Source organism: Streptomyces fulvorobeus, from assembly GCF_013167895.1.
Taxonomy (GTDB): domain Bacteria; phylum Actinomycetota; class Actinomycetes; order Streptomycetales; family Streptomycetaceae; genus Streptomyces; species Streptomyces fulvorobeus.
Window position 1 is genome coordinate 1,565,965 of the sequence record NZ_BLWC01000001.1, and the last position, 26,430, is coordinate 1,592,394.

The following is a 26,430-nucleotide window of genomic DNA, read 5'->3' on the forward strand; positions in this document are numbered from 1 at the left end:
GCCCCATGCGCGCTGCCCGTCTCATCAAAATGGTGCTGCTTCTCCAGGCCCGGCCCTCCATGACCGCCGCACAGCTCGCCGATGAGCTGGAGGTGTCGGAACGGACCGTCACCCGGGACGCGCAGGCGTTGTCCGAGGCGGGCGTGCCCGTGTACGTGGAGCGGGGGCGGGCGGGGGGATACCGGCTGGTCGGGGGGTACCGCACCCGGCTCACCGGGCTGGCCAGGCACGAGGCCGAGGCCCTCTTTCTCTCCGGGCTGCCGTCCGCCCTGCGGGAGATGGGGCTCGACGACGCCGCGTCCGCCGCCCGGCTCAAGGTGTCGGCGGCCCTGCTCCCCTCGCTGCGGGACGCCTCCGCCAACGCCGCCCAGCGCTTCCACCTGGACGCCCCCGGCTGGTACCAGGAGCCCGTGACCCCCGAACTGCTGCCCGCCGTCGCGGAGGCCGTCTGGGACGACCGGGTCGTCCGGGCGCGCTACCGCGGCGCCGGTGCGCGGGAGGAGACCGAGCGGGAGCTCGCCCCGTACGGGCTCGTGCTGAAGGGCGGCATCTGGTACCTCTGCGCCCGCGCGGATGACTCGTTCCGGGTGTACCGGATCGACCGCTTCTCAGCCGTCACGGTGACCGACGCCCGGTTCACCCGGGACGAGGACTTCGACCTGCCGGGCTTCTGGGACGAGCGCGCGGCCCAGTTCGCGCGGTCCATCCTGCGGACCGAGGTGACCGTACGCGTCTCGCGGGCCGGTGCCCGGCGCCTGGTGTACGCCGGGGACCGCGCGGCGGTTAAGGAGGCGCTTGAACGGGCCGGTCCGCCCGGCGCCGACGGCCTGCGCACGGTCACCCTGCCCGTGGAGTCCCTCGACGTCGCGTACGGCCAGCTGCTCGCGCTGGGGCCCGAGCTCGAGGTACTCGGACCGCCCGAATTCCGCGCCCGCTTCGCCGATGCGGCCGAACGGCTGCGCGATCTCTACCACTGAGGGCTCCGTCACAGTGTCTCCGCGTGCGTCTGCCGCCGCCAAGCCCGATGCTTGACCCGTGATGGACGAGACGGAGTTCTGGGAGATCATCGACAGCACCCGCGAGGCCGCCGACGGCGACCCCGAGGACCATGCCGATCTGCTCGTCGAACGACTGGTGCTGCTCGACCCCGACTCCGTGCTGGACTTCGCCCGGCACTTCGAGGCCCGCTACAACCGCGCGTACCGCTGGGATCTGTGGGGCGCCGCCGCCGTGCTGCTCGGCGGGGCGGGCGACGAAGCCTTCGACTACTTCCGCTGCTGGCTGATCGGCCAGGGCCGGGAGGTCTTCGAGGGCGCGCTGCACGATCCGGACAGCCTGGCCGAACTCCTCGACGATTTCGACGAGGAGTTCGACGGGGACGGCGAGGATCTCGGCTACGCGGCCGACGAGGCGTACGAGCAGCTCACCGGAGTGGTGGCGCCGGACCTCGGTGCCCCGCCCCGGCCCGGCGAACCCGATGGCGTGCCGTTCAGCCTGGAGGACGACTCCGCTCTCGCCGCACGCTTCCCCTCGCTCTGGGACCGCTTCGGCCCCTCCTGAAGCCGGAATCCGGGCCCCGGCCCTGCCGCTGCCGCCCGCGCGAACGCACGGGCGGCAGCGGGCTGTTCAGGCCGTGAGCGAACGGCCCATCAGCACGTCGTCGACGTAACGCCCGTGCAGGAAGAACTCGCCGGGGAGCACCCCCTCCACGGCGAAGCCCTCCGCCGCGTACAGCGCGCGGGCCGGGGTGTTGTGCCCCAGGACGCGCAGGGTGATGCGGTTGGCGCCCTGGCGCCGCGCCTCGGCGAACGAGGCGCGCAACAGGGCCCGCGCGAGGCCGCGGCCGCGCGCCCAGCCGGCCACGGCCAGACCCTGTATCTGGCGCACGTGCGCGTTGCAGGCGAGCGGGGTGGGCGCGGCCAGCCGGATGTAACCGGCGATCACCCGCTCACCTCCGGCGTTCTCGGCCTCCGCCACCAGGAACTCCTCCGGCCGGTGTCCCTCGTCGAAGAAGGGCGCGTACGGGGGCCGGGGCCGCGGCTGTACCGCGTGCAGCGTCGACCAGGTGGCCCGGTCGAGCTCTCCCAGCGCCTCGTTGTCGGCGAGGACGGCGTGACGGGTGGATCGGGTGCGCGGTTCGGGCATGCGTTCCACTGTGGCACGCCCCGCCCGGCCGGTCAGCGTGTTCATACGGCTCGCGCGGGCGGCCGGGCGGCGACGCCACGGGGTGCGGCTGAGGCAGGATGGGGCCATGCCGCACTCCCGTATCGCTGTCACCGGTTCGACCGGACTCATCGGAGCGGCGCTGGTGCGTTCGCTCATCGCCGACGGACACGAGGTGGTCCGCCTGGTGCGCCGGCCGGCCGCCACGGGCGACGAGGTGGAGTGGGACCCCAGGCGTCAGTTCGTCGACACGGCGGGCCTGGTGGGCTGCGACGCCGTCGTCCACCTGGCCGGTGCGGGCGTCGGCGACCGGCGCTGGACGGATGCGTACAAGCGCGAGATCCGGGAGAGCCGGGTGCTGGGCACGGCGGCGATCGCCGAGGCCGTCGCCTCCCTCGACACCCCGCCGGAGCTGCTGCTCTCCGGCTCGGCCATCGGCTACTACGGCGACACCGGGGACCGTGCGGTCGACGAGAGCGCCCCGCCGGGCGACGGATTCCTGCCGTCCGTCTGCGTGGAGTGGGAGGAGGCCGCGTCCGCCGCCCAGGAGGCGGGCGTACGCACGGTGTTCGCGCGTACGGGCCTGGTCGTCGCCCGGGAGGGCGGGGCCTGGGGGCGGCTGTTCCCGCTTTTCAGGGCGGGGCTCGGCGGGCGGCTCGGCAACGGGCGCCAGTACTGGAGCTTCATCGCCCTGCACGACCACATCGCGGCCCTGCGGCACATCATCGACACGGCGGCACTGTCGGGACCGGTCAATCTGACCGGACCCGAACCGGTCACCAATCGCGAGGTGACGGCCGCGATGGGGCGCGTACTGCACCGCCCGACGCTGTTCACCGCTCCGGCGCCCGCGCTGCGGATCGCGCTGGGCGGCTTCGCGGCGGACGTTCTGGGCAGCCAGCGGGTCCTGCCCGGCCAACTGCTCGGCTCCGGCTTCTCTTTCGCCTTCCCGGGGATCGACGCGGCGATCCGGTCCGCCCTGCGCTGACGCGGGTGCGCGACCCCGTGCCCCGGCGCCCGGGGGCGCGCCGCCGCACCCGTATCGGCCATCCTCCCGCCCTCGACCCCGGCTCGGGCTTTCCGGGGGCCTGTCGGGGGCAAGAACCTCCCACCAGTCGCACCGACTCGGGGAGGCTCACGTGCTCAGCACGGCACATCACTCAGACGTGATCATCATCGGGGCCGGTACCGCCGGCCTGTCGGCGGCCCATCAGCTCAACCGTGCGGGAGTGAGCGTCAGCGTCCTGGAGGCCGCGCCCCGTGTCGGCGGCCGGATGGCGACCCACGACGTGGACGGCTTCCGGCTCGACCATCTCGGTCCGCTGCTCAGCTCCGCCTGCCCGGAGCTGGCCCGCACCCCGGCCCTCGAAGGGCTGGTACTGCGACACCTCGCCCCCGGGCTGCTGGTCCACAGCGAGGGCCGCCGGTACCGTACCGGCACCTTACGGAGCGCGAGGGGCGCACTCAGAGCAGTGCGCTCCCGGTCGAGCGCCCCCGGCGCACCCCTGGGCGGGCCCCTGGGCGGGCCCCTGGACCAGGCTCGGCTGGGCGCGGTGCTGGGGCGACTGGCCGCCATGCCCGACTCCCGTCTCCTGGCCCGGCCGGAGCGGACCGCCCTCGCCGCCCTGTCGGCGCGCGGCCTCCCCTCCCGTACCGCCGAGGGGTTCCTGCGCCCCCTGCTCTCCGCGCTGACCGGCGACCCCGCCCTCACCACGTCGAGCCGTGTCGCCGATCTCGTCCTGCGCGACTACGCGCGCGGCGGGCTGTGCGTACCGGCGGGTGGTTCAGCGACCCTGCCCGAGCTGCTCAGCGCCTCGCTGCCGCCCGGCACGGTACGGACCGGGGTGCACGTCACCGCGGCGGGCATCACCTCGGTGCGCACCAAGGAGCACGGCGAACTGCGCTGCCGCTCCCTGCTGCTCGCGACCGGGGCCGGCGCCGCGGCCGGACTGCTGCCCGGACTGCGGGTGCCCTCCTTCCACCCGGTGACCGTGCTGCACCACACCGCCCCCGCTCCCCCGGCGACCGGCACATCCCTGCTGCTGGACGCCGACCGGTCGGGTCCGGTCGCCCACACCGTCGTCATGAGCGAGGTCGACCCCTCACGCGCCCCGCGCGGCCGGACCCTGATCACGTCGACGGTGCTCGGCACACCTCCGCCGGACCTCGACCGCGCGGTCCTCGGCCACCTCGGGGCGCTGTACGGCACGGCCACGGACGACTGGGAGCTGCTGGCCGCCCATCACGACCCGGAGGCGGTGCCCGCCATGCCCGCCCCGCACGATCCCCGGCGCCCGGTCCGGATGCTCGCCGGGCTGTACGTGTGCGGCGACCACCGCGACACGAGCACGGTCCGGGGGGCCCTGCACTCCGGCCGCCGCGCCGCCTCCGCGATCCTCGCCGACCTGGGCGTACAGGAGGGATACGGGGCCGATGCACCGTTCACGACGGCGGCCTGAGCAGGTGGCGTCGAGGGGGACGCCGGCCGGGGCCGGGTCAGCCGAGGGCGGCGACGCGGTCCCGGTAGTGGCGTACGGCCGAGGCGTCCCGGTACGGCTCCAGGCGGCGCTCGAAGTCGCGTACGTACTCGGTGGCGCGTACCGACCTCATCTCCGACGCCTGACGGGCCGCCTCGGCTCCCAGGGAGCACGCCTGGTCGAGCTCTCCGAGCCCGAGCCGGGCGGAGGCGAGGACCACCTGGCAGAACAGCCTGCTGCGGGCGTACGCCGGAGCGCGCAGCTGGAGGGAGCGTTCCGCGTGCTGGGCCGCGGTCCGGTAGTGCTGGAGGTCGCGGTGGCAGTGCCCGAACTCGTCGGCGAGCTGGGCCTCGTCGAAGTAGCGGGCCCAGTGCGGGGTCTCGTCCCCGGGCCTGGCCGTCTCCAGGGCGTGTTCCGCCCGGGCGAGCGCGGCGGTGCAGGTCCGGGCCTCGCCGAGCACTCCGTGTCCGCGCGCCTCGACCGCGTGCAGTATGGCCTGCACGACGGGCGGCGCCGCGGAGCCGATGCCCTGCTGGGCCACGCGCGCCAGCTGGACGGCCTCCCTGCCGTGGCCGAGGTAGACGGCCTGGCGGCTCATGGTCATCAGGACGTAGCTGCCGTAGCCCCGGTCCCCCGCGGCCTGGGCGAGGCGGAGCGCCTGGACGAAGTACCGCTGGGCGAGGCCGTGGGCGGCGATGTCGTACGAGGTCCAGCCCGCCAGCCTGGTCAGGTCGGCGGCCGCGGAGAACAGCCGCCGCCCGGTGGCCTCGCCGTAACTCCCGCGGAGCATCGGCTCCGCCTCGTGCTCCAGGTAGCGCACGAGTGCCTGGCGGGCGTGGCCGCCGCCGTAGGCGTCGTCGAGGGCGCGGAAGAGTTCGCCGACCGAGCGCAGGGCCGCGACGTCCCCGCTGCTGACCCGCTGGCCGGGTCCCCGGTCGATCTGCCGCTGGCGCGGCACGGTCGAGAGGGCGGCCTGCGGCGGCACGGGGTGAGCGGGCGGGCGGGCGGCGCCGGGGCCACGAGCGGCGTTCCGGCCACGGTCCTGGGGTGCGTGGGCCTGGGAGGTGTGGGCTCCGTGCGCGATGGTCACCGCTGCCGCCGTATCGGCCGCCCGGGCCGCTCCGGAAGCCCCCGCGGCCCCATGAACCCGTCCGCCCACGGCACCACCGTCACCCACCGGGGCAGTGCGCGTCGCCGCCCCCGCGACCGGTGGTTCCACGCTGCCCGCCCACTCGTCGGGGCGCCCGATCAGCCAGTCCCGGCTGGGGACGACGAGACCCGCCGGAGTGAACGCGATCTTCCGTAACTCGGTGTGGCTTCCCGAGTCCTTGCGCCACAGCCCGCTGACGATGTCGACCGCCTCGGCGGGCGTCGCCGCGAACTCCAGCCCCGCGTAGACGGGGGCGCAGGCGTCGAGCCCCAGGTCCTGGGCGGAGAGCCGGCGTCCCAGCCGTCGGGTGAAGACCTCGGCGATCAGCGCGGGCGTGGTGCCGCGCGGCTGCTGCCCGCGCAGCCAGCGGGTCACGGACGTCTTGTCGTACCGCAGGTCCAGGCCGTGCTCCAGACCGAGCTGGTCGACCCGGCGGGCCAGGCCCGCGTGGGAGAACCCGGCCTCGGCGATGAGGGCGGCGAGCCGGCGGTTGGGCGTGCGCTGCGGAGGTCGTTCCGACATCAGCTGTACGGTCTCCTGCCTTCGGGGCCGGGCGGGCAGCCCTTATGGAACGGCGCGAATTTAGCGGCCCCGGCCGCACCCCCCGGCCGCCTTCGCCCCACATTCATCCGATCGTGTGAGGATTGTGGGCACCGCTGACGGAAACGACCTGCCGGGCCGCACGGGAAAGGGCGGTCGTACAGTGGCTGGGGCGCACGCCAGTGCATGGTGACGAGGCCCCGGGGCGCACCCGGGGTTCCGGCACCGCGAATAGGGAGGCACCTGAAGTGAGTGAGCTGCGGTTCGTCCGTCTGGGCTTCGGCGAGGATTCCGTCGAGTACCAGGAGGCGTGGCAGAAGCAGCGCGAGGTGCACGCCGCCCGCTTCGAGGACACGGTTCCCGACACCTGCCTGCTCCTGGAGCACCCGCCCGTCTACACGGCGGGCCGGCGCACGGCGGAGAACGAACGCCCCCTGGACGGCACCCCGGTCATCGACGTCGACCGCGGGGGCAAGATCACCTGGCACGGCCCGGGGCAGCTCGTCGGCTACCCCATCCAGAAGCTCCCGCGCCCGGTCGACGTCGTCGCGCACGTCCGCCGCCTGGAGGACGCGCTGATCCGTACGGCCGCCGAGTTCGGCGTGGAGACCTCCCGCGTCGAGGGCCGCAGCGGTGTCTGGGTGCTGGGCGACCCGGTCGAGGAGCGGGCGGCCCTGGGCGGGCTCTCCCTCGACTTCGACCCGCGCCTGCGGGACGAGGAGTTCGATCCCCGGATGAACGGCCCGGAGTACGCGCCGTCCAACGCGGGCCAGCGCCGCGAGGACCGCAAGCTCGCCGCGATCGGCATCCGGGTCGCCAAGGGTGTGACCATGCACGGCTTCGCCCTCAACGTGAATCCGGACAACACCTGGTTCGACCGGATCGTGCCGTGCGGCATCCGGGACGCGGGGTGACCTCACTCGCGTACGAACTGGGCCGTGACCTGACGATCGCGGAGGTCCTCCCGGTCGTGGAGAGACACCTCAGGGACGTCCTGGAGAACGCGGCGCTCGCACCCCGGGCCGTGGAGCCGCCCAGGGCCGCCGCCCCGGCCTCCGCCTAGCGGGAATAGACCCCGCCGGCCCCAGGTTGGCCAGACGTGAGGCCGTTTTAACTACGGGCGTACCCTGGTGTTCGCCGAAGATTCGAAAGCAGTGAAAGCAAAGGGGAGCCGGAGTGTCCGCTGTCGCACCCGACGGGCGCAAGATGCTGCGCCTGGAGGTCCGGAACAGCCAGACCCCCATCGAGCGCAAGCCCGAGTGGATCAAAACGCGGGCGAAGATGGGCCCCGAATACACGCAGATGCAGAAACTCGTGAAGAGCGAGGGCCTGCACACCGTGTGCCAGGAGGCCGGCTGTCCGAACATCTACGAATGCTGGGAAGACCGCGAGGCCACGTTCCTGATCGGTGGCGACCAGTGCACCCGGCGCTGTGACTTCTGCCAGATCGACACGGGCAAGCCCGCCGCCCTCGACCTGGACGAGCCCCGCCGCGTGGGCGAGTCCGTCGTCACGATGGACCTGAACTACGCCACCATCACCGGCGTCGCCCGCGACGACCTGGAGGACGGCGGCGCCTGGCTGTACGCGGAGACCGTCCGCCAGATCCACGGGCTGACCGCGGAGCGGGAGGCGGGCGCCACCAAGGTGGAGCTGCTGATCCCCGACTTCAACGCGGAGCCCGCGCAGCTGGCCGAGGTCTTCTCCTCGCGCCCCGAGGTGCTGGCGCACAACGTCGAGACGGTGCCCCGGATCTTCAAACGCATCCGCCCCGGATTCCGGTACGAGCGCTCCCTGGACGTCATCACGCGGGCCCGCGAGGCCGGGCTGGTGACCAAGTCCAATCTGATCCTCGGCATGGGCGAGACCCGCGAGGAGGTCAGCGAGGCGCTCAGCGATCTGCACGACGCGGGTTGCGAGCTCATCACGATCACGCAGTACCTCCGGCCGTCCGTGCGGCACCACCCGGTCGAGCGCTGGGTGAAGCCGCACGAGTTCGTGGAGCTCAAGGACGAGGCCGAGGCGATCGGGTACTCGGGCGTGATGTCGGGTCCGCTCGTCCGTTCCTCGTACCGCGCCGGGCGTCTCTTCCAGCAGGCGATCGAACGGCGCAGGGCACTGGCGGCCGCACCCCCGGCACCCGCGCCGGCCGTGTGAGACCGGGCACAGCGAACCACCGGGCGCCACACCCGGCCCGGCGCGGCCCGTACGCTCCCCGCAGGTGGGGGACGCGTACGGGCCGCGCCGGCGTGCGCTGCACCGATTTCCAGGCTTCATTGGTGTTTGACCGCCCGGTCATGCGCTGGTAACACCAAGCAGTGACCCTGGTGTACACACGCGGCAGCAGCTCCGCCCGGCCGCCGCGGGCCACCACTTCCCGTGCTCAGTCCGCGCCCAGTCAGCGCATCAGCTCCGAGAGGGAACCCCACCATGCAGGCCGTGCCGGTACGCGCCCACACCACCCCGTCCGTCACCAGCGCCCTCCGTGCCGTGGAGTCGCTGCTCCTGAGCAGCGGCCAGCGCACGGCCCGCCGCAACGCCTGGACCGCGGTCCTGGAGGACCGCCGCAGGGCGAAGGACCGGGTCGAGGCCCAGTACGTACTGGAGGCCGTGGCCGACCGGCGTTCCTAGGCCACGTAAACTCGGACACATGGCGAGGAAGGCAAACACGGAAGGCGCGGACAGCGCCGAGAACGCGGGGCGACTCAAGCAGATCGCCCTGACCTACAAGATGACCAGGCGGACCGACTCCAAGATCGGTCTCGTCCTCGCGGGTGTGGGAATCGTCACCTTCGGTGTCCTCCTCGCGATCGGCTTCTTGATCGACCACCCCGTCTACGCGGGCATCCTGGGCTTCGTCCTGGCGCTCCTGGCGATGGCGATCGTCTTCGGACGCCGCGCCGAGCGCGCGGCCTTCGGGCAGATGGAGGGCCAGCCGGGCGCGGCCGCTGCCGTACTGGACCGGGTCGGCCGGGGCTGGACCACGACACCCGCGGTCGCGATGAACCGCAGCCAGGACGTCGTCCACCGGGCCGTCGGCAAGGCGGGCATCGTGCTGGTCGCCGAGGGCAACCCGAACCGGGTGAAGAGCCTGCTGGCGGCCGAGAAGAGGCGGATGGCGCGCATCGTGGTGGACGTGCCGGTGCACGACATCATCGTCGGGGACGGCGAGGGCCAGGTGCCGCTGAAGAAGGTGCGCACCAAGATGCTGAAGCTCCCCCGCGTACTGACCGGTCCGCAGGTCACGTCGACCAACGACCGGCTGCGGGCGATGGGCGACCTGATGAGCAACATGCCGCTGCCGAAGGGTCCGATGCCGAAGGGCATGCGGATGCCTCGCGGCGGAAAGATGCGCTGACCCCACTGCCGGCTGACCCCTGCCGTAAGGGCTCGTAGCACCGTATCCCGTACCTGCCGTGTACCTCGTACAAGAAGGGGCGGCGCGGACCGAGAGGTCCGCGCCGCCCCTTCTTCACACCCTCACGCCTTCACGCCTCCGCCTACAGCCGGACCTGTACGGCGCGGGCCAGCCGGTCGTGGAGGCCGCGGCCGTCGCGGTCCCAGACCAGCGGCGGGATGACCAGCAGGACCAGCACGCTCCTGAGGACCACGCGTCCGGTGCCGAGCCGCTCCCCGTTCTCCGCGATGACCCGCAGGCCCAGGAGACGCTTGCCGGGCGTGCTGCCGATGGTCCCGACGGTCAGCACACTCAGTACGAGGAAGACGCCGAGCGCCCAGTTCCCGGCCGCCTGCTGGTCACCACGAGCGAGCAGCCCGTATGCGATCACCATGCACAGCGCCCAGTCGACGAAGATCGCCCCGAAGCGCCGGCCCGGCCTGGCCACCGAACCCGGTCCCTGCTCGGGCAGTCCGAGGCGCTTCCCCCGGTAGCCGAAGTCGGCGCCCATCTCCTCGGCCGCCGCGCGGGGCCCGGACAGCCACGATCCGATTACTTGCCTGTTGTCCACCCCTCCACGGTACTGGGGCCGCGTTTGCTCCCGGCCGGGCGGGGCACGGAACACGTCGCTGAGGTGCCACGCCCCGTTCGCCCGGTTAACTTGGGCGAAACAAATGGGTCATGCTTGAGAAATCCGGTCTGCCTATGGTCGGGTCCAGCGTGTGCCACCGCACTGGCCGCACGACAGAGTTGCAACCCCGCCCTTCTCCGGGTCGGGAGTAGGAGGAGTTGGATGTTCCAGAACGCCGACGACGTGAAGAAGTACATCGCCGACGAAGACGTCAAGTTCATCGACGTCCGGTTCTGCGACCTGCCCGGTGTGATGCAGCACTTCACCATCCCCGCGGCAGTCTTCGACCCGAACGAGGAGCTCGCCTTCGACGGCTCGTCGATCCGCGGTTTCCAGGCCATCCACGAGTCCGACATGGCGCTCCGCGCGGACCTCTCGACCGCGCGTGTCGACCCGTTCCGCCGTGACAAGACCGTCAACATCAACTTCTTCATCCACGACCCGATCACCGGCGAGCAGTACAGCCGTGACCCGCGGAACGTGGCCAAGAAGGCCGAGGCGTACCTCGCCTCCACCGGCATCGCCGACACCGCGTACTTCGGCCCCGAGGCCGAGTTCTACGTGTTCGACAACGTCCGCTTCCAGACCTCGGCGAACGAGTCCTTCTACCACATCGACTCCGAGGCCGGCGCCTGGAACACCGGCGCGACCGAGAACAACCGGGGTTACAAGGTCCGCTACAAGGGCGGCTACTTCCCGACCCCGCCGGTCGACCACTTCGCCGACCTGCGTGCCGAGATCTCCATGGAGCTGGACAAGAACGGCCTCCAGGTCGAGCGCCAGCACCACGAGGTCGGCACCGCCGGCCAGGCGGAGATCAACTACAAGTTCAACACGCTGCTCGCCGCCGCTGACGACCTGATGCTCTTCAAGTACATCGTGAAGAACGTCGCCTGGCGCAACGGCAAGACCGCGACCTTCATGCCGAAGCCGATCTTCGGCGACAACGGCTCGGGCATGCACGTCCACCAGTCCCTGTGGGCCGGCGGTGAGCCGCTCTTCTACGACGAGCAGGGTTACGCGGGCCTGTCGGACATGGCGCGCTACTACATCGGCGGCATCCTGAAGCACGCCCCGTCGCTGCTGGCGTTCACCAACCCGACGGTGAACTCCTACCACCGCCTGGTCCCCGGCTTCGAGGCCCCGGTCAACATGGTCTACTCGCAGCGCAACCGCTCCGCCGCGATGCGCATCCCGATCACGGGCTCCAACCCGAAGGCCAAGCGCGTCGAGTTCCGCGCCCCGGACCCGTCCTCGAACCCGTACCTCGCCTTCTCCGCGCTCCTGATGGCCGGTCTGGACGGCGTGAAGAACAAGATCGAGCCCGCCGAGCCGATCGACAAGGACCTCTACGAGCTGGCCCCCGAGGAGCACGCGAGCGTCCAGCAGGTCCCGACCTCGCTCCCGGCCGTCCTGGAGGCCCTTGAGGCGGACCACGACTACCTCCTCGCGGGTGGCGTGTTCACGTCCGACCTGATCGAGACGTGGGTCGACTACAAGCGCGTGAACGAGATCGCCCCGATCCAGCTGCGCCCGCACCCGCACGAGTTCGAGCTGTACTTCGACCTGTAAGCCAGGCCGTGCCCGTGAGCTGGGGGGACTTCATTCCGATGCCCCCTCAGTCCGCACAGAGTCCGCAAGACTAATGATCTTGCCGTTCATCACACGCTCTACAGCGGTCCGCGTGGACTCATCCGAGTCCGGCCACAGGTGACCGTAGGTGTCCAGCGTCGTCTTCGCCGAACCGTGGCGAAGACGGTGCTGGACCACTTTCACGTCTGCCCCCGACGCGATCAGCAGCGAAGCGTAGAAGTGCCGCAGGTCGTGGAACCGGAAGCCTTCCGGCAGGGTGGCCACCTTCCCGCGGATTCGGCGCATCTCGCGCTCGATCTGCCACGGGCCGACCTGCTCGCCCTCCTCGTCGACGAGGAGGTGCGCCCGCCCTACGCACAGCGGCTTGAGTACCGAAACGAGACTGTCCGGGATCGGCACCGTCTCCCCACTCATCGCCGTTTTCAACGGGAGAGCCGGGTATTGCACCGCCGGGGTGATCGTCCGGGCTGCCAGGTCGACGTCCGCCGGCCGAAGCCCGCACGCCTCCCCCACTCGCAGGCCCACGAATGCACCGAGCAGCAGAGCAGGCTGGTACTTCGCTGCGGCCAGTTCGTACAGGGCCCACAGCTGCGCTTCCGTCGCCACGTAGGCACGCTGCTTCCCAGCGCCGGGCGACGTCCTCCGCGAACAGGGGTTCGCCGACACCTTGCGGTCGAGCACGGCGTCCCGCATCACCTGCGACAGCCGCGAGTGCAGGGCGAACAGGTACGACGCGGACAGACCCTCGGACCCCAGTCGCGCGAGCCAGTTGCGCACCATGCTCGGCTGCACCGCGACGAGCGGGAGCGGGCCGAACTCCTGCCGGATACGGGCCAGGTGCACGTTCGCCTGCCGGACGCTCGATGCCCTGCGCGATCCGTATCCCTGAATCCATACGTCGCACCACTCGTCGACGGTGACCTTCCGCGACTTCGGGTCGACGTACTGACCCGTGACGATGCTCGCCGACTCCTCGTCGATCCAGCGCTGAGCGTCGACGCGCCGGCCGAAGTGCCGCGCGTGCTCACGGCCAGCAACGTCCCGGTACCGGGCCCGCCACTTCCCGTTGGGGCGCTTAGCGATACTCGCCATCGCTTCCCCTCTCTTGCAGCTGGTGCAGAGCCGTCGTGAGCTGGTGGATGGACGTCTGGATGCCGTTGATCTGGTCGGCCCTGTCCTTGGCCGGCGGGAGGTACATACGCCCCTGCTCGGCTTCCGGCATCTCGCCCTGGTGCTCGATGGCGTTGGACCCCGGCAGGGGCCAGTGCCCACGAATCCAGCCGCGGGTGTGATCTACAGGGTTCGTTCGTTCAGGGCTGACTCGGTACGGTTCGTCGCCGGCGCTCGCCTCGATGGGCAGCAGCAGGTGTACCGGGCCGACGTTCAACACCACAGCCAGAGCCAGCCATTCAGTAAGCGTCAGCTCCTGCCGGTTGCCGTTCTCCAGCTTCGCCACCGTGCTGCGAGTCCAGGGGACGCCCTGTTCTACCAGGCGCTCGGCTACCTGCTCGGCAGTCAGACCGCGTCGCTTGCGTGCCTCACGTACACGCTTCGCCACGGTGGCCGTGGGGGACCACGCTTCGCTTTGTTCCATGAGAGCACGCTAATGGGAACTTGCGGAACGCGCAAGAGCGGGGCACTATGAGCAACGACGGGCGACCATTGCCCGTGAGTGTTCTTTCAAGGGACGTTTACGGTCCTTTGAAACCCAAGGAGGGGTGATGGCTCCCAAGGTCCAGCTCTACTCGCCTGCCGCACTGGCCGAATACCTCGGCGTTCCGCTCAAGACCGTCTACCGGTGGAACCACACCGGCACCGGCCCGAAGCCCTGCCCGGTCGGAAGGCACGTCCGCTACCGGCCCGCAGACGTCGAAGCATGGCTCGACCGGCAGCAGGGCGGGAGCGCGGCGGCGTGACCGGCACGCACAACGCCCCCGGCGGCGAACCGGGGGCGGTGAGAGACCAGCTGGGCGGCGGGTCGACTCCCACCGTACCGAACTCCGGTCGGCGCCTGCGCGCCATTCCCGAGAATGCCACCGCAGGGGACGTCACCGCGCTCCGTGCCGAGATGCAGGTAGCCGCGCTCGGTGTCGACAGCTGGCCGACCTACGGTTCCCCGACCTGGCTGCGGCTCGCCCCGAAGGACCCGCGCGCGTACGCGGCCATCCTCGAAGCGGCCGAGCGGCACCGCCGAGCCGATGCCGAGACGCAGCGTCTCGACAGGCTCATGGACGAGGACCCGGTGACGTGGTGGCGAGAGATCACCGCAGACGCCAACGCCTACGCAGCGCGGCAGGGCCACGCAATCGCTGCCCGCCGCACCGCCGAAGAGATCCGTACCGCTCGCGACAGGGCCACTCACCGGGAGCCGCACCAACTGCGCGCGACGCCTGGTTGGCCGCCCATCGCCATCCCCGGGCACCCGGGCCGGTACCTCACCCATGGTCAGGAGATCAGCGCGTGACCACCTCATATGACCCCACGGGCCTGCCGCCGGACGACATTCTTACGGCAGGACTGGCAGACCTGCCCGCCCTTGAGTGGGACGACGGCCCGGTTGAGCAGCCCGGCCCCATCGGCAGGAAGCTGCGCCTTACTCGCGCCTCGGACATCGAGCCCGAGCCCGTTGTCTGGGCCTGGCTCGACGAAGAGGAGGGACGTGTCCCTGCCGGGGCGCTGTCCATCGCCGCCGGCAGGGAAGGCACCGGAAAGTCCTCGTTCGGCATGTGGATGGCCGCCCACATCACCGCGGGCACACTGCCCGGAGCGTTCCAAGGCCGCCCCCGCGCCGTCTTCTACGTCGCCGTAGAGGACTCCTGGAAGCACACAATCGTGCCGCGCCTCATGGCTGCCGGGGCAGACCTCGACCTGGTGTACCGGGTCGAGGCCGTCGAAGCAGAGTTCGGCGAGACAACGCTCAGCCTGCCCCAGGACAACAGCCTGATGGAGCAGGCCATCAAGGACTACGACGTGGCCTTGGTCGTCCTCGACCCGCTCATGTCGTGCATGGGCAAGGGCATCGACACCCACCGGGAGCGCGACGTACGGACCGCCCTTGACCCGCTCGCACAGATGGCCGAGCGGACCGGCTGCGTCCTGCTTGGCATCGCCCACTTCGGCAAGGGCGCCGGCACGGACCCGTCCGCGCTCATCACCGGGTCCGGCGCGTTCAAGAACGTCCCCCGGGCCGTGTTCGGATTCGCCCGCGACGACGACAACGACTGCCGGGTAATGAGCCAGTCGAAGAACAGCCTCGGCAGGGACGACCTCCCGTCGCTCACCTACAACATCGCCACCGCCGAAGTGGAGACGAAGAAGGGCGCCGCGTACGTCGGCCGCTTCGTCTTCACCGGAGAGGCGACCCGCAGCGTTCAGGAGATCCTCGCGCAAGGACAGGAGGGCGACCGCGGCGAGCGGGATGAGGCCGGGGCGTGGCTCGTCGACTACCTCACGGACAACGGCGGAGAGGCGTCCGCCGGCGACGTCATCAAGGCCGCGGAGAAGGACGGGTTCGCCAAGCACACCATCCAGCGGGCCCGCTCGAAGGCGGGCGTCACCTCCCAGAAATCGGGGTTCGGGAAAAGCTGGGTTTGGGTACTCAGCGTGACCGACACCGACGAAGGCAACACGAAGGTGACGAAGATGACGCCGAATCCGACGTCAGAATCTTCGTCTTCTTCGTCACCTTCGGGGTCACCTTCGGCACCCGAGTCACAGAACGTCACCCCAGTCGGGTTGCTCTGCACCGTCTGCCGGACCCCCCTCGACCCCGTGCACGCGACTACCGGCGACACCACACACCCCACCTGCTGAACCGAAGGGAGCACGCCATGAAGCCCACCCGCACAGACTTCGTCGCTGGACCGGCCAACACCCTGGCCGCCATGGTCACCAACTACCGGTGCGGCCACTGCACCGGCGTCGTCGAGGCCCTGACGACCGACGAGACGACCGGCGCCATGCACGCCTACGTCCGACATGACGACGGGTGCCCGGTCCTCACCGGGGCCGTCTCCCCGATCCCCGACACCTTCCGCGCCGCGACCAAGGAGACCCGCCATGACGTCACCGACCGCTGAGACCGTCGTCGCCCTGCTCCGCGCGGGGCTCGCCAACGACCAGGAAGGCCAGGCCGTCATCCTCGCGTCCTGCGACCCGCTCGATCTCCTCGGTGCGCTCGCCGGCTTCACCATCGCCATGGGGCACAACGTGTTCCACGGGGCCGACAACTTCGACGAGTTCCTGTCCGACTGGCAGGCCGCCCACCTGAACGACCCGATGCCGTAACATCAGTCCCGGCACGGTGCAGGCTCCGCCTCACCCAACGACCACCGACCAGGGCCCCGCCCCGGTGGTCGCCTGAATCTCCCTCAGCGCCGATCTCCGGCCGCGCGAGTGCACCGCACCGCGGACCCGTCGAGACCTCCGGCGCAGACCACCTCACTGCGTATCAGGAGACCCTCGTGCCTACCAACACCCTGCCCACCGCTGCCAGCCTCACCGAGCGCCAGCCCGGCCAGACCTTCCAGCAGCACATCGAAGCCGTACGCCAGGCCATGAGCGGCCGCCTCGGCGCAATGCAGACCCTCACCGACAACGCCACCGTCGAAGGCCGCGAGCTGCTCGCCTCCGAGCAGCGCGAGTTCGACGCCCACGACGATGAGACCCGCCGACTCGGGATCGTCCTGCGCCGCCTGGAGAACTCCCCGGAGGGCCGCCAGGTCGACTACGGGCAGATCCTCACCACCGGCACCACCAGCCGCACCGCCGCGCCCGAGCTGCCCCTGCTGACCCGGGGCCAGTCCTTCGCCGACTGGACCGCCCGGCACGGCCACGGTGCCCCGCAGGAAGGTGGGGAGGTTCGCCTGGGCGCCCTGCTCCGTACGTGGGTCACCGGCCGCCGGGACGGCCTGAACGACGCTGAACTCCGCGCCATGGCCGAAGGCACCGCAACCGCCGGCGGCCACCTCGTACCGACGCCGACCGCCGCACAGCTCATCGACCGGGCCCGGAACACCGCCCGCGTCTTCCAGGCCGGGGCGACCACCGTCCCCATGGACTCGGCCACCCTCAAGGTCCCCCGGCTCACCGGCAGCTCGGCCCCGGCCTGGCGCAACGAGAATGCGCCCGTCGCCGAAGGTGACCTAACCCTCGATGCCGTGACGCTCACCGCCCGCTCGATGGCGTTCCTCGTCAAGATGAGCCGCGAACTCATCGAGGACAGCCAGCCCGGCATCGTCAACGTCATCGAGACCGACCTCGCCGCGCAGGTCGCCCTGGAGCTCGACCGCGTCGCCCTGCGCGGCACCGGCACCGCACCCGAGCCCCGCGGCGTCCGCAACCAGACCGGCGTAACCCTCATCTCGCACGGCACCAACGGCGAGACCATCGCCAACCTGGGATACGACATGCTCATTGACTCCCAGGCCGCGATCCGGGCGCAGAACTTCGAGCCCACCGCCGTCATCGACTCCCCCCGTACAGAGCAGGGACTCGCCAAGCTCAAGGATCTCAACGGGCAGTACATCCAGCCCCCGGCCGGCCTGCTGCCCCGGCACCCCACCAACCAGATCCCCATCAACCTCACCGTCGGCAGCAGTACCGACACCAGCGAGGTCTACACCGGGCAGTGGGATCAGCTGTACTTCGGTCTTCGCACCGGGCCTATGACCATCCAGCTCGTGGAGCGGTACGCCGACGTCGGTCAGGTCGCGCTCCTCATCTGGATGCGCGGAGACATCGCCCTCGCCCACGGTGAGGCGTTCGCCGTCGACCTCGGAGTGCGAGCATGAGCGACCACATGAACCAGGCCGACGTACCCAACACCGGCCCCGGCCCCGGCCCGCACCAACCCGACGCAGTCGAGCACGCGACGGAAGACCTGCTGATCGAGCGGCCCGACCTCGGGCCCGGCTGTCACACGCTAGTCATCGCGGGCGAAGCGGTCCCGAAGCAGCACGCTGAGCGTCCACGTCAGCCCCTCCGCGCCGCGAGCAAGGCCAAGCGGCGCACCTGACTCCGGCGGGGCGTCAAACCGAACGCAGTGCCTCCTCGGCAAGGCCGGATAGGTGCTCCCACACCGAGACGCCGGCCTGCGCCCCGCCGCAGCACATCGCACAGAGTGAACAGAGCACCGACACGATCCCAGTGTCGGTGCTCTGTCGCGTGCCGGTCTCGCGCGTAGGGAGGGAGCTGGGTCAAAACTTGAACCCGCAGATGGGCGACCCAAACGCCCTTGTCGCCCTGTTTTTTGCGCGGCCATTTTCAAAGACGATCTTGACCCCAATTCAAGTTCCAACCCAATTATGAGCGTCACTCTCCGTGATGTAACGCTCGGTTAGTGCACTGCGTTGCGGGCAATGGCCCGAACTCCCGAGCTCGGGCGCAATCTTTCGCAACTGCTGCCCTTGGCCCGACTGGTGGATGCATGCTGGTCGCCCTACCAACGGGAAGGGAGCGCCAGCATGACGCTCAGGTTCATCGGCACCACGTCCGAGCACGGCAACTGCCCGACGCTGTACGAAGTCGAGGAAACCGGCGACATCGTCGTCCAGGGCGACCGCCTCACGAAGCCCGAGGACCTTGCCCAGCTGCGCGACGTCGGCGAGCACGAGACGTTCGTCGTCATCCCGCGCGCGCTCTTGACCCGCTTCGCCCCCAAGGAGTGACCGTGCCGCCGCTGATCCCCTTCAAGGAGATCACTCACCACTTTGCCGAGTTCCAGCACACCGCGTTCCGCCTGGAGACCCGCCGGGGCTACGCCACCGACCGGTCCGGCGCCCGCTTTCAGGCGTTCATGGGCGATACCGACCCGGCTCCGGAACCGGATCACCCGTGGAACGTGAACGTACGGGCCAAGGCCGAGCAGGGCGCACGGTTCTCCCGCGTACGGATCGTTGACGACCCGCCCACGGACGGGCAGCGCTTCCTCATGGCCACAGCCGCCGGGAACGTGGATGCGGGCGAGGACATTCGTGTATTGCCCCGCGCCCACGCGGAACAGCTCGGTCTGCCCAACTGCGATCTGTGGTTGTTCGACTCCCGCATCCTGGTGCGCATGCACATCGACGACACCGACACCACGATCGGCGTTGAGCTCGTCGAGGACCCGGGCGAGGTGCTGGACGCGTGCCGGGCCCGTGACGCCGCCCTCGCGGCTGCTCGGCCTTCTGCCGAAGTCTGGGCGCGGGTACGTTCGTCCGTGTGAGTACGGACTTCCAGAGCGGCCGTGAGGCTCTCGGTGCGCGGCTGAGCGAACTGCGCGCCGAGACCGGTCTCAACGGCAAGGAGTTCGCCGCGCGGCTCGGCTGGCAGCGCTCGAAAGTGTCCCGGCTCCAGAACGGCCGGCAGACCGCCACCCCCGGTGATCTCGAAGCGTGGGCCAACGCAGCGGGACACTCCGGCGCGTTCGCCGAGCTGCTCTCGCGCCTGCGCGGTCTGGAGTCACAGCAACGGCACTGGCGCCGCCAACTCGCCGCGGGACACGCCCCAGTGCAGGACCGGTACGTCGTCGAGTACCGGCGAACCGCCACGATGCGCGGCTACGAACCCACCGTCATCCCGGGCTTGTTCCAGACCCCGGACTACGCCCGCCACCTCCTGGTGCAGAACGCCGAGCTGATGCGCTCCCCACGGGACACCGACGCGGCCGTGCAGGCCCGCATGCACCGACAAGCGGTGCTGTACGAGGCAGGCAAGCTGTTCCGCGTCCTCATCTGGGAAGGCGCCCTGCACGCGTTCGTCGGCACCCGGGACGCCATGGCCGGCCAGCTGGACCGCCTCGTCGGCCTCATCGGCATGTCCACGGTGGAGCTCGGCATCGTTCCCCTTGGTGCTCCGATGGGCATCACGCCGAAGCATGGTTTCTGGATCTTCGACGAGGAGCGGGTCATCGTCGAGACGATCAACACCGAGTTGCAGTACGACGCCGCCGACGACCTCGCTCTGTACGGCCGCGTCTGGGACCAACTGCACGCAGCCGCGGCGTTCGGGCCGCAGGCGCACCGCCTCATCGCCCGCGCGCGAGCAGCGATTGCGGCGGCCTGAGCAACCGGCTCCAACTCGCCCGCAGGCCCGCGCAATCCCGTGCAATCGCCGCGCGGCCAGGCGGCGCCGGTTCCTACCTTGCTGGTCATGGCCACCATGGAGAGCATTCCGACGCCCGCATCCTTCGCCTGGTGCCACTGGCACGAGGGCCCGTCCGGCACCGCCGAACTGATTCGCATCATCGAGCAGGGCTCCGGCCCGGGGGCGGCCCTGTACGCCTGTGCCCCGTGCAGGGAGCAGCGCCGCCTCGTCCCCGACTGGCAGGCGTAGCCGTGCCGCCGGCAACCGAGGTGAAAGCCCCGGCCTGCCGGATCGACGAACACCGGTACTGCCCCGGCCCGTACGTCATCCGGCGGTCGGGCGCCCCGGCGTGGGAGGTGCCGATCGAAGTGCACCGGTGCGACTGCTCGTGTCACACCCTGCCGCCAGGCCAGACCGCAGCGCGCTGAGAACGCGAAGGGGCCCCACCGAGTGACGTTCGGTGGGGCCCGCTCGCTGCGCCCTACGGGGCCTGCGTATTACGCCCGTCATACGGGCTGACCGAGTGGCCGTTGATGTGCGGCTCGACGCCTTCGGGGACGACACCGGCCGACCACGAGTTGCGGTACGCCCACGCGATCAGTGACACCGCGTGTTTCACGGCGTCCGAGGCCGTAATACCGGTCGACATCATCACGGCCAGGTCGTCATGCAGCTCGTCGTCGACACGGACCGACAGGCCCTTGCCCGACTTCGGCGGGGTACTCACCGACTCTCACCGGCCTTGAGCGCGCTGAGCTGCCGGGCGAGGCGCCGCAGCGTCCCCGCATAGTCGACGAGGACCGCGGCCAGGCCGTCCAGCTCGGCCGGGGTGAGTGCGCGGGCGAGGTGACCCATCTCGACGAGGGCGCCGACGCTGCGGTCGGAATGCTCGACGAACGGGTCCTGCACCAGGGCCGCGTAGGCCAGCTCGTCCCCACCGAACTCGGCGCGGTGGGCGGTGCCGAGGTGCCCGGTGTCGCACAGCAGTTGCGGCACCTTCCCGTCATGGCCGGTGCACCACGCGGGTTCCGGGATGGTGACGTCCCCGCGGTCGAGGGTGTGCACCGTCACGGTGCGCAGGGTGGTCATCGGCCGGCCGCCTCGTCCATGAGGGCGAGCAGCTGCTCACCGCTGATGCGCGTGTCGTCGAACGTGACGGTGCACCGCCCGTGCCCGTGCTGCTCGATACGCACCGGCAGCTCGTCCGCGGGAAGGTCGGCAATCACGGTGCGGCCGATGTTGGTGAACGCGACGGCGCGCGCGGTCGGGTACAGGTCGTTCGACTCGGTGAACAACTCTCTGGCGCTCTCGAAGCTGATCTGTGCCGGGTCGTACGTGACGCGCAGGGCGCCGTCCTTCCGGTCATAGAGGAGCGGGACGCCGTCCGCGAGGTAGTGCTCAACAAACACGGTGGCCGACCGAGCGTGGGTGTCTCCACTGTCGAGCTCTATGGTCGCCGGGCAGCCGGCGGAACAGCGGAACAACTGGGCGCCGTCCTGGGCGCGTGCGCCAGTCGGCTGCCACGGGCCGGACGTGGTCCCACAGTCGACGCAGCGGGGAAGGTGGGCGGTGGACTCGGCCTGTAGGCGCAGGGCACGGGCCGTTTCGAACGCGGATGGGGCCGGTACGGTTGTGCTCATGGTCTGGACTCCTTGACACAGAAGGTTCTGGATCAAGGCGCCGTTCGGTGGTTGCACACCGGGCGGCGCCGCGCGCGTCTCGGGAGACGCAGGGGAGCCGAGGTGGGCCACGAGCGGCAGTCCGCACACAGTCCGCCGGACAGTGCAAAACGCTGGGAAACAACGCGAACTGACGGGTAGACAATCCGCAGGTCAGGCCAAGTGTGTCGCACGTTTGCGCAGGTCGCAGCGCTGCGCGATTAGTTCGAGCTGTACTTCGACCTCTAGACCGCGGGGTCGGGTGACCGGGGCCGAAGCCCTGGAGCAGCCCGGCGGATGCACTGACCTGACGTCGGATTCACCGGTGAGGGCCGCTACCCCGTAGTCGGGGTGGCGGCCCTCACCGTCCTGGCCACTTGTCCCGGCTCTTCCGTTCTCGAACCGGACGGGAGCGTCGGCGGGCCGGGGCGGAGGAGCGCACAAGGGCTCCGGCGGCAGAATCCTCCTATGAGTACGTCGATCTCCACACCGGGCCCGGAACGGCAGAGTTCCGCCCCGCAGCCGGACCCGGGGCCTGCGGGCCCGGCGGGGCCGCCCTTCAACCGTCGTGTCCACATCGTCGCGGAGGTCCTGGACCGCCCTGAGGAACTGGACCTGCTCCAGCAGGTGTGCGACGCGATGAGCTGGCCCGTCCGCGAGCCGTTGGCCGGGGAGACCACGGTGGCCACGGACGCGAGCTGGACGCTGCGCGTGATCGAGGTCCGCATCCGCGGGGTTCGCGAGACAGCGGTCGAACAGGCGGTCGCGACCCTGGACACGCTGGCACAGAACGCCGAGCTCTCCGTGCACTGCCGCGACGCCACCCTTGTCGAGCGCGTCGCTCGGCCCCGGATCGAGTGGCACCTGCGGGGCAGGCGGAGACCGCTGGGCCGACGGATCAGCCACGTGCTCCACGTGGCCGCCCGCACCGGCGAGCACGATCCGCATGCGGGCACCGTCCGGCTGGTCCGCGTCCCGACCGGGCTCGACGAGCCCCGACCGCGCCGCCTGGCGCGTACCCGACGAGCCGCTCGGGCCGAGTTCTCGCACCATTCGCTGGCACTGCGGCGGCTGGACCCGGAGGTCCACGAGGTCGGCAGCCCTTCGGTGTCGCGGGGCGGGCACGTCCTCGCCTTCCTGGCGTTCGTCCTCACCACGGCGGCGATCTGCCTGCTCGGCGCCGGGCTCTGGCCCGCGATCGGCGCGGACAACCCACGGGTTGGCGGTCCTCTCGTTGCCCTGGCCGGGAGCTATCTGCTGGGCGGAACAGTCCTCGCGGTGCGGCGCACCCCCACGCACCGCGCCCTTCCGTGGCTCGTCCCGCTGGCCGTGCCCCTCGCGGTTCCCCTGGTGCCGTGGCTGGGAACGCTCGTCCAGCGGGCGTATCTGTCACCGTTCGACGTGCGCCCCGCTCCTGGGAGCGAGGGGCCGGGCAGTATCCAGGCGGGACTCTGGATGCTGTGCGTGTTCGTCGCGACGGCGCTGCTGCCGGTGGCGTATCTGGGGTGGATGCGGTTCCTCGCCCCTTCCCTGCGAGTTCAGGGGCCGTGGCTGTCCTGGGCGCCGGCGGTGACCCTGGGCCTGGGTATGAGCTTGGTCTTCACCCTGCTCATCCTCCACACGGCGGCGAGCAGTGGCGCGGAGCACCGCGCGCTCGCCGCGGCCGGTCACGACATCCCGGAGTACTTCGGCGTCAGCGCCGAGTACGCGTGCGTGGAGCCGACCTCCCGCGAAGCGCCGTACTACGGCACTCCGCCTCCCCGCAGCGGTCCGGTGGTGATCTTCGGGCAGTCCGGTGACCGGCTCGAGTTCTGGGACCCCGCCGCCGAGCAGAACACGAGCATCCGTCTGGAGGACGCTCGCATCAAGGTGGTCCCGCGCAGCGACTCACCGTGCACCGAGGCCGCCCGGTAGCCGGCGCCCTGGACGATCGGGGGGCACCGGCACAAGACCTGGCTGAACTGGAGCGCATGACGGCGTTCCTAGCCGTCATGGAGTTCCCCGGCCCTGCCGGGGAAGCCCGGCCCCGTGCGCAGGCATCGGCCGGCGGCCGGCCGGCGAGGTGAGCGGGCGGGGTCGTCCGAGCGCCGGGGTTGTCAGACCCGTGAGCCAGAATTCCGGACATGCCCTCACCACGCTCGGACATGGCACTTGAGCTCCATCTCCAGAAGATCCGCTCCGCCGCCGCGGCGACGGATGTCGAGCAGGCGGTCGGCCTCGCCCTGGGACATGTGCGGTCCGGACCGGGAGGGAGACGGAGAGGCGGCAAGCGGCTCACGGAACTCCTCGGTGCGGCACGGCTGACGGCTGCGCGAGCCGAGGAGTGGGAGGTCGTGCGGTCCCTGCAGGACGCCATTCACTACACGCGGGGCGATCTCCTCAGGCCCGACTACGAGGAGAAGTACCGGCTGCACTATCTCGACCACGGTCCACGCGACAAGCTGGGGCTCGATTCGATCGCCAGAACCGTCACCATGACCAACGAGTTCTGGTCCATGACGGCCCGCCATTACCTCGGCGAGCATCCCGAAGCCGGTCTCGAAGAGATCCTGGAACATGTGCGCTCACTGGGCGAGGATGCCCGCTTCATGCAGGCCCCTGCGGAGGACCCGGCCCGTTACCGCATTCCTCGCGGCATATCCGAGCGCGCGATCTGGACCGAACGCGTACTGAGGAACCGCGTGGAGGTGTCGGACCCGGCCGAATCCGCCCGCCGCATCGTCGCGTCGCCCGAGGCGCTCGCCGTCCTCGCCGCGGACGAGGACGGCCGGACGGTGCTGCGCGCTGCGGAACTGCAGCGCCGGGCAGCGGACCTCGGTGATCTGCGGGCGATGACCGAGGACCCGGGGACGACCGAACACGCTTTGCAGCGCGCCCTGCGGGGAATGCACTGGATATTCGGCGGACGTGTCATCGGCGAGGCCCGGCAGCGGCGACTGGTTCCCGGCGACGAGGTGGACATCCCGCTCATCCGCGGGGACGGCTCCTTCCAGGTGGTCGAGCTGAAGAGGTCCGCAGGCGTGAAGCTCGTGAAAGAACACCGCGGTTCCCTGGTGCCCCGCAGGGACGTGCACGACGCTGTCGGCCAGGCCGTCAACTACCTGGTCGGCCTGGACGAGAACCGGGAACGCGTCTACAGGGAGTTCGGAATCGACACCCGCCGCGCGAGCGCCCTCGTCCTCATCGGTCACCCGATGAGTCAGCCCGACGTCACCGAGAAGGAGATCAACGACGCGCTGCGCGTCCACACCTCACATCTGAACAGGATCGAGGTCCTCACCTACAAGGAACTCCTGGACAGCGCGGAAAGAGCCTTGGCGCTGGGGTGAGCTGAGGGCCCGTCGCGAGTCGGGTGCCGGTCCGGCCGGGTCGGCGTACGGGTCCACCTGTGCCCCGGTCTCCCGGGGCACAGGTGTCAGGTGCGGGTCCCGGGGGTCAGCGGCCGTGGCGGATCAGGGTGCGGACCATGCGGCAGGTGGTGTCGGACGGCGGGTGGACGCCCAGGCGCTCGGCCATGGTGCGTATACGGATGTTGGTCGCGCTCGACGGCTGGTAGACGCCCGCGTCGAGCAGGGCGATCGTCAGGCGCATCGCTTTGAGGCGGCGGTTGTGGGAGACGTACCACTCGCGGGGCCGGCCCGCGGGGAGTCGCTTCCTGCGGGGCGGCGTGGTGAGCTGGGTGTGAAGCGGCTTGGTCGTGACTGCGGCGACGGCCATCGGCAACCTCCTGGCACGGTGGTGGGACCCTCACGAACTCCCTTTATTTTACCGCCCCGCACTGACAATCGTCCCTGGCCAGACGGGCTTTCGCGAGGCACGGACGGCGCTCACCCGCGTAACCTGGGCGCCATGGAGATCTGGATCAACCCGGCGTGTTCCAAGTGCCGCAGCGCAGTGGATCTGCTCGACGCGGAGGGCGCCGAGTACACCGTCCGCCGCTACCTGGAGGACGTGCCGTCGCCCGACGAGATCCGGGCCGTGCTCGGACGGCTCGGTCTCGAACCGTGGGACATCACACGGACCCAGGAGAGCGCGGCGAAGGAGCTCGGTCTCAAGGAGTGGCCCAGGGAGGCCGGCTGGCGGGAGCGGTGGATCGAGGCGCTCGCCGCGCATCCGAAGCTGATCCAGCGGCCGATCATCACCGCGGACGACGGGACGGCGGTCGTGGGCCGTACGGACGAGGCGGTACGGGACGCGCTGAAGCGCTGAGCGTCCCCCCGGCGGTCAGCGTTCGTCGCTTCCGGCGCGCTTACCCGTGGCCAGGGCGATGCGGTTCCAGGTGTTGATGGTGAAGATCAGGGCGAGCAGCCGGGCCAGCGCCGGCTCCTCGAAGTGCGTGGCGGCCCTCCCGTACACCTCGTCGGAGATCCCGCCGTCCGCGACCCGGGTGACCGCGTCGGTGAGGGCGAGCGCCGCCTGCTCCTTCTCCGTGAAGAAGTGCGTCGCCTCCCGCCATACGGCGACCATGTGCAGGCGCTCCTCGCTCTCGCCCGCCTTCCGGGCGTCGGTGGTGTGCATGTGGAGGCAGTACGCGCAGTGGTTGAGGTGCGAGGAACGGATCTGCACCAGCTCCACCAGCGTGGGGTCCAGCCCTTCCCGCGCCGCCGCGTCCAGGCCGATCACGGCCCGGAACGCCTTGGGGGCGGCCTTCGCGAAGTTGAGCCGGACGGTGGTGGCGGTGGTCTCCGAGGTGGCGGACGGGGCGTCGGACTTGATCTCTGTCGTCGTCATGGGTACGAATCTAGGAGAACCAG

32 protein-coding genes and 1 pseudogene are annotated in these 26,430 nt (G+C 70.6%); 23 read left to right on the top strand and 10 right to left on the bottom strand.

Features of this window, described 5'->3' with window-relative positions:
- Positions 1–5 precede the first annotated feature (5 nt).
- Positions 6–977, top strand: coding sequence for a helix-turn-helix transcriptional regulator (locus tag Sfulv_RS07010; protein WP_173312832.1), 972 nt, complete (start codon positions 6–8; stop codon positions 975–977).
- Between the two features lie 61 nt (positions 978–1,038).
- Complete coding sequence (locus Sfulv_RS07015; protein WP_173317649.1) at positions 1,039–1,560, top strand: DUF4240 domain-containing protein; 522 nt, start codon at positions 1,039–1,041, stop codon at positions 1,558–1,560.
- Between the two features lie 66 nt (positions 1,561–1,626).
- On the opposite strand, the gene Sfulv_RS07020 is transcribed toward Sfulv_RS07015, so the two are convergent.
- The gene (locus tag Sfulv_RS07020) at positions 1,627–2,145 is read right to left on the bottom strand and encodes a GNAT family N-acetyltransferase (protein WP_173312834.1); all 519 of its coding nucleotides are present in this window, start codon (positions 2,143–2,145) and stop codon (positions 1,627–1,629) included.
- A 106-nt stretch (positions 2,146–2,251) separates the two neighbouring features.
- Between Sfulv_RS07020 and Sfulv_RS07025 the strand changes: the two genes are divergently transcribed.
- Positions 2,252–3,151 (top strand): TIGR01777 family oxidoreductase, encoded by a 900-nt coding sequence (locus Sfulv_RS07025; protein WP_173312836.1) that lies wholly within the window; start codon positions 2,252–2,254, stop codon positions 3,149–3,151.
- Positions 3,152–3,302: 151 nt separating this feature from the next.
- A complete protein-coding gene (locus Sfulv_RS07030) occupies positions 3,303–4,622 on the top strand; it encodes an NAD(P)/FAD-dependent oxidoreductase (protein ID WP_173312838.1) in 1,320 nt (439 codons plus the stop codon).
- A gap of 37 nt (positions 4,623–4,659) precedes the next feature.
- Here Sfulv_RS07030 and Sfulv_RS07035 read toward each other — a convergent pair whose 3' ends face one another.
- A complete protein-coding gene (locus Sfulv_RS07035; RefSeq protein WP_173312840.1) occupies positions 4,660–6,312 on the bottom strand; it encodes an NsdA family TPR-like regulatory protein in 1,653 nt (550 codons plus the stop codon).
- A gap of 266 nt (positions 6,313–6,578) precedes the next feature.
- Here Sfulv_RS07035 and lipB point away from each other — a divergent pair.
- The 4 genes and pseudogenes from lipB to Sfulv_RS07055 all read left to right on the top strand — a co-directional run bounded on the left by lipB (position 6,579) and on the right by Sfulv_RS07055 (position 9,688).
- Positions 6,579–7,393: pseudogene (gene lipB / locus Sfulv_RS07040) on the top strand (lipoyl(octanoyl) transferase LipB).
- Between the two features lie 113 nt (positions 7,394–7,506).
- Complete coding sequence (lipA, locus tag Sfulv_RS07045) at positions 7,507–8,487, top strand: lipoyl synthase (RefSeq protein ID WP_173312842.1); 981 nt, start codon at positions 7,507–7,509, stop codon at positions 8,485–8,487.
- A gap of 273 nt (positions 8,488–8,760) precedes the next feature.
- Complete coding sequence (locus Sfulv_RS07050) at positions 8,761–8,961, top strand: SCO2195 family GlnR-regulated protein (RefSeq protein WP_173312844.1); 201 nt, start codon at positions 8,761–8,763, stop codon at positions 8,959–8,961.
- 19 nt (positions 8,962–8,980) lie between these two features.
- On the top strand, positions 8,981–9,688 hold the full coding sequence (locus Sfulv_RS07055) for a DUF4191 domain-containing protein (RefSeq protein WP_173312845.1): 708 nt from the start codon (positions 8,981–8,983) through the stop codon (positions 9,686–9,688).
- Between the two features lie 142 nt (positions 9,689–9,830).
- On the opposite strand, the gene Sfulv_RS07060 is transcribed toward Sfulv_RS07055, so the two are convergent.
- Positions 9,831–10,298, bottom strand: coding sequence for an RDD family protein (locus Sfulv_RS07060; protein ID WP_173312847.1), 468 nt, complete (start codon positions 10,296–10,298; stop codon positions 9,831–9,833).
- A gap of 222 nt (positions 10,299–10,520) precedes the next feature.
- Here Sfulv_RS07060 and glnA point away from each other — a divergent pair, with 222 nt between their 5' ends.
- Complete coding sequence (glnA, locus tag Sfulv_RS07065; protein WP_173312849.1) at positions 10,521–11,930, top strand: type I glutamate--ammonia ligase; 1,410 nt, start codon at positions 10,521–10,523, stop codon at positions 11,928–11,930.
- A gap of 30 nt (positions 11,931–11,960) precedes the next feature.
- Here glnA and Sfulv_RS07070 read toward each other — a convergent pair whose 3' ends face one another.
- Together Sfulv_RS07070 and Sfulv_RS07075 are read right to left on the bottom strand one after the other, a co-directional pair.
- Positions 11,961–13,043 (bottom strand): site-specific integrase, encoded by a 1,083-nt coding sequence (locus tag Sfulv_RS07070; RefSeq protein ID WP_173312851.1) that lies wholly within the window; start codon positions 13,041–13,043, stop codon positions 11,961–11,963.
- Positions 13,027–13,545, bottom strand: a complete 519-nt coding sequence (locus tag Sfulv_RS07075; protein WP_173312853.1) for a helix-turn-helix transcriptional regulator — start codon at positions 13,543–13,545, stop codon at positions 13,027–13,029. Before Sfulv_RS07075 ends, Sfulv_RS07070 begins: the two co-directional genes overlap by 17 nt.
- A 127-nt stretch (positions 13,546–13,672) precedes the next feature.
- Here Sfulv_RS07075 and Sfulv_RS07080 point away from each other — a divergent pair, with 127 nt between their 5' ends.
- From Sfulv_RS07080 to Sfulv_RS07130, 11 genes are all read left to right on the top strand, one after another.
- Positions 13,673–13,867, top strand: a complete 195-nt coding sequence (locus tag Sfulv_RS07080) for a helix-turn-helix transcriptional regulator (RefSeq protein WP_173312854.1) — start codon at positions 13,673–13,675, stop codon at positions 13,865–13,867.
- Positions 13,864–14,415 (top strand): DUF2742 domain-containing protein, encoded by a 552-nt coding sequence (locus tag Sfulv_RS07085; protein ID WP_173312856.1) that lies wholly within the window; start codon positions 13,864–13,866, stop codon positions 14,413–14,415. Before Sfulv_RS07080 ends, Sfulv_RS07085 begins: the two co-directional genes overlap by 4 nt.
- Entirely contained in the window at positions 14,412–15,764 is a 1,353-nt protein-coding gene (locus Sfulv_RS07090; protein ID WP_173312858.1) for an AAA family ATPase, read from the top strand. The genes Sfulv_RS07085 and Sfulv_RS07090 overlap by 4 nt, the downstream gene beginning before the upstream one ends.
- A gap of 17 nt (positions 15,765–15,781) precedes the next feature.
- Entirely contained in the window at positions 15,782–16,030 is a 249-nt protein-coding gene (locus tag Sfulv_RS07095; protein WP_173312867.1) for a hypothetical protein, read from the top strand.
- Positions 16,011–16,238, top strand: a complete 228-nt coding sequence (locus Sfulv_RS07100; protein ID WP_173312869.1) for a hypothetical protein — start codon at positions 16,011–16,013, stop codon at positions 16,236–16,238. Before Sfulv_RS07095 ends, Sfulv_RS07100 begins: the two co-directional genes overlap by 20 nt.
- A gap of 176 nt (positions 16,239–16,414) precedes the next feature.
- On the top strand, positions 16,415–17,743 hold the full coding sequence (locus tag Sfulv_RS07105) for a phage major capsid protein (RefSeq protein WP_173312871.1): 1,329 nt from the start codon (positions 16,415–16,417) through the stop codon (positions 17,741–17,743).
- The gene (locus tag Sfulv_RS07110) at positions 17,740–17,967 is read left to right on the top strand and encodes a hypothetical protein (RefSeq protein ID WP_173312873.1); all 228 of its coding nucleotides are present in this window, start codon (positions 17,740–17,742) and stop codon (positions 17,965–17,967) included. Before Sfulv_RS07105 ends, Sfulv_RS07110 begins: the two co-directional genes overlap by 4 nt.
- A gap of 448 nt (positions 17,968–18,415) precedes the next feature.
- Positions 18,416–18,619, top strand: a complete 204-nt coding sequence (locus Sfulv_RS07115) for a hypothetical protein (RefSeq protein WP_173312875.1) — start codon at positions 18,416–18,418, stop codon at positions 18,617–18,619.
- 2 nt (positions 18,620–18,621) lie between these two features.
- Positions 18,622–19,158, top strand: coding sequence for a DUF6879 family protein (locus tag Sfulv_RS07120; RefSeq protein ID WP_173312877.1), 537 nt, complete (start codon positions 18,622–18,624; stop codon positions 19,156–19,158).
- Positions 19,155–19,997 (top strand): helix-turn-helix domain-containing protein, encoded by an 843-nt coding sequence (locus tag Sfulv_RS07125; protein ID WP_173312879.1) that lies wholly within the window; start codon positions 19,155–19,157, stop codon positions 19,995–19,997. The genes Sfulv_RS07120 and Sfulv_RS07125 overlap by 4 nt, the downstream gene beginning before the upstream one ends.
- An 87-nt stretch (positions 19,998–20,084) precedes the next feature.
- A complete protein-coding gene (locus tag Sfulv_RS07130) occupies positions 20,085–20,267 on the top strand; it encodes a hypothetical protein (RefSeq protein ID WP_173312881.1) in 183 nt (60 codons plus the stop codon).
- Positions 20,268–20,499: 232 nt separating this feature from the next.
- On the opposite strand, the gene Sfulv_RS07135 is transcribed toward Sfulv_RS07130, so the two are convergent.
- From Sfulv_RS07135 to Sfulv_RS07145, 3 genes are read right to left on the bottom strand one after another with little or no spacing between them, the layout of a single operon-like run.
- Entirely contained in the window at positions 20,500–20,745 is a 246-nt protein-coding gene (locus Sfulv_RS07135; protein ID WP_173312883.1) for a hypothetical protein, read from the bottom strand.
- Complete coding sequence (locus tag Sfulv_RS07140) at positions 20,742–21,107, bottom strand: DUF6907 domain-containing protein (protein WP_173312885.1); 366 nt, start codon at positions 21,105–21,107, stop codon at positions 20,742–20,744. Before Sfulv_RS07140 ends, Sfulv_RS07135 begins: the two co-directional genes overlap by 4 nt.
- Positions 21,104–21,658 carry a hypothetical protein gene (locus Sfulv_RS07145; protein WP_173312887.1) on the bottom strand — a complete coding sequence of 185 codons (555 nt, stop codon included), beginning with the start codon at positions 21,656–21,658 and terminating at the stop codon, positions 21,104–21,106. Before Sfulv_RS07145 ends, Sfulv_RS07140 begins: the two co-directional genes overlap by 4 nt.
- Before the next feature lie 486 nt (positions 21,659–22,144).
- Here Sfulv_RS07145 and Sfulv_RS07150 point away from each other — a divergent pair, with 486 nt between their 5' ends.
- Together Sfulv_RS07150 and Sfulv_RS07155 are read left to right on the top strand one after the other, a co-directional pair.
- Positions 22,145–23,590 (top strand): hypothetical protein, encoded by a 1,446-nt coding sequence (locus Sfulv_RS07150; RefSeq protein ID WP_173312888.1) that lies wholly within the window; start codon positions 22,145–22,147, stop codon positions 23,588–23,590.
- Positions 23,591–23,799: 209 nt separating this feature from the next.
- Positions 23,800–25,005 (top strand): Shedu anti-phage system protein SduA domain-containing protein, encoded by a 1,206-nt coding sequence (locus tag Sfulv_RS07155; RefSeq protein ID WP_246353034.1) that lies wholly within the window; start codon positions 23,800–23,802, stop codon positions 25,003–25,005.
- A gap of 106 nt (positions 25,006–25,111) precedes the next feature.
- Here Sfulv_RS07155 and Sfulv_RS07160 read toward each other — a convergent pair whose 3' ends face one another.
- Positions 25,112–25,393 (bottom strand): hypothetical protein, encoded by a 282-nt coding sequence (locus Sfulv_RS07160; RefSeq protein WP_173312890.1) that lies wholly within the window; start codon positions 25,391–25,393, stop codon positions 25,112–25,114.
- 132 nt (positions 25,394–25,525) lie between these two features.
- On the opposite strand from Sfulv_RS07160, the gene Sfulv_RS07165 reads away from it, so the two are divergent.
- Positions 25,526–25,885 carry an arsenate reductase family protein gene (locus Sfulv_RS07165; protein ID WP_173312892.1) on the top strand — a complete coding sequence of 120 codons (360 nt, stop codon included), beginning with the start codon at positions 25,526–25,528 and terminating at the stop codon, positions 25,883–25,885.
- A 15-nt stretch (positions 25,886–25,900) separates the two neighbouring features.
- On the opposite strand, the gene Sfulv_RS07170 is transcribed toward Sfulv_RS07165, so the two are convergent.
- Complete coding sequence (locus Sfulv_RS07170; RefSeq protein WP_173312894.1) at positions 25,901–26,407, bottom strand: carboxymuconolactone decarboxylase family protein; 507 nt, start codon at positions 26,405–26,407, stop codon at positions 25,901–25,903.
- Between the last annotated feature and the right edge of the window lie 23 nt (positions 26,408–26,430).

Bases quoted from the DNA above. Each gene is read 5' to 3' on its own strand.
- Sfulv_RS07070 (WP_173312851.1), bottom strand. From the start codon at position 13,043: ATGGCGAGTATCGCTAAGCGCCCCAACGGGAAGTGGCGGGCCCGGTAC.
- Sfulv_RS07050 (WP_173312844.1), top strand. From the start codon at position 8,761: ATGCAGGCCGTGCCGGTACGCGCCCACACCACCCCGTCCGTCACCAGC.
- Sfulv_RS07055 (WP_173312845.1), top strand. From the start codon at position 8,981: ATGGCGAGGAAGGCAAACACGGAAGGCGCGGACAGCGCCGAGAACGCG.
- glnA (WP_173312849.1), top strand. From the start codon at position 10,521: ATGTTCCAGAACGCCGACGACGTGAAGAAGTACATCGCCGACGAAGAC.
- Sfulv_RS07010 (WP_173312832.1), top strand. From the start codon at position 6: ATGCGCGCTGCCCGTCTCATCAAAATGGTGCTGCTTCTCCAGGCCCGG.
- Sfulv_RS07110 (WP_173312873.1), top strand. From the start codon at position 17,740: ATGAGCGACCACATGAACCAGGCCGACGTACCCAACACCGGCCCCGGC.
- Sfulv_RS07025 (WP_173312836.1), top strand. From the start codon at position 2,252: ATGCCGCACTCCCGTATCGCTGTCACCGGTTCGACCGGACTCATCGGA.
- Sfulv_RS07080 (WP_173312854.1), top strand. From the start codon at position 13,673: ATGGCTCCCAAGGTCCAGCTCTACTCGCCTGCCGCACTGGCCGAATAC.
- Sfulv_RS07015 (WP_173317649.1), top strand. From the start codon at position 1,039: ATGGACGAGACGGAGTTCTGGGAGATCATCGACAGCACCCGCGAGGCC.
- Sfulv_RS07130 (WP_173312881.1), top strand. From the start codon at position 20,085: ATGGCCACCATGGAGAGCATTCCGACGCCCGCATCCTTCGCCTGGTGC.
- Sfulv_RS07160 (WP_173312890.1), bottom strand. From the start codon at position 25,393: ATGGCCGTCGCCGCAGTCACGACCAAGCCGCTTCACACCCAGCTCACC.
- Sfulv_RS07145 (WP_173312887.1), bottom strand. From the start codon at position 21,658: ATGAGCACAACCGTACCGGCCCCATCCGCGTTCGAAACGGCCCGTGCC.
- Sfulv_RS07100 (WP_173312869.1), top strand. From the start codon at position 16,011: ATGACGTCACCGACCGCTGAGACCGTCGTCGCCCTGCTCCGCGCGGGG.
- Sfulv_RS07075 (WP_173312853.1), bottom strand. From the start codon at position 13,545: ATGGAACAAAGCGAAGCGTGGTCCCCCACGGCCACCGTGGCGAAGCGT.
- Sfulv_RS07165 (WP_173312892.1), top strand. From the start codon at position 25,526: ATGGAGATCTGGATCAACCCGGCGTGTTCCAAGTGCCGCAGCGCAGTG.
- Sfulv_RS07095 (WP_173312867.1), top strand. From the start codon at position 15,782: ATGAAGCCCACCCGCACAGACTTCGTCGCTGGACCGGCCAACACCCTG.
- Sfulv_RS07020 (WP_173312834.1), bottom strand. From the start codon at position 2,145: ATGCCCGAACCGCGCACCCGATCCACCCGTCACGCCGTCCTCGCCGAC.
- Sfulv_RS07155 (WP_246353034.1), top strand. From the start codon at position 23,800: ATGCCCTCACCACGCTCGGACATGGCACTTGAGCTCCATCTCCAGAAG.
- Sfulv_RS07035 (WP_173312840.1), bottom strand. From the start codon at position 6,312: ATGTCGGAACGACCTCCGCAGCGCACGCCCAACCGCCGGCTCGCCGCC.
- Sfulv_RS07170 (WP_173312894.1), bottom strand. From the start codon at position 26,407: ATGACGACGACAGAGATCAAGTCCGACGCCCCGTCCGCCACCTCGGAG.
- Sfulv_RS07115 (WP_173312875.1), top strand. From the start codon at position 18,416: ATGACGCTCAGGTTCATCGGCACCACGTCCGAGCACGGCAACTGCCCG.
- Sfulv_RS07150 (WP_173312888.1), top strand. From the start codon at position 22,145: ATGAGTACGTCGATCTCCACACCGGGCCCGGAACGGCAGAGTTCCGCC.
- Sfulv_RS07140 (WP_173312885.1), bottom strand. From the start codon at position 21,107: ATGACCACCCTGCGCACCGTGACGGTGCACACCCTCGACCGCGGGGAC.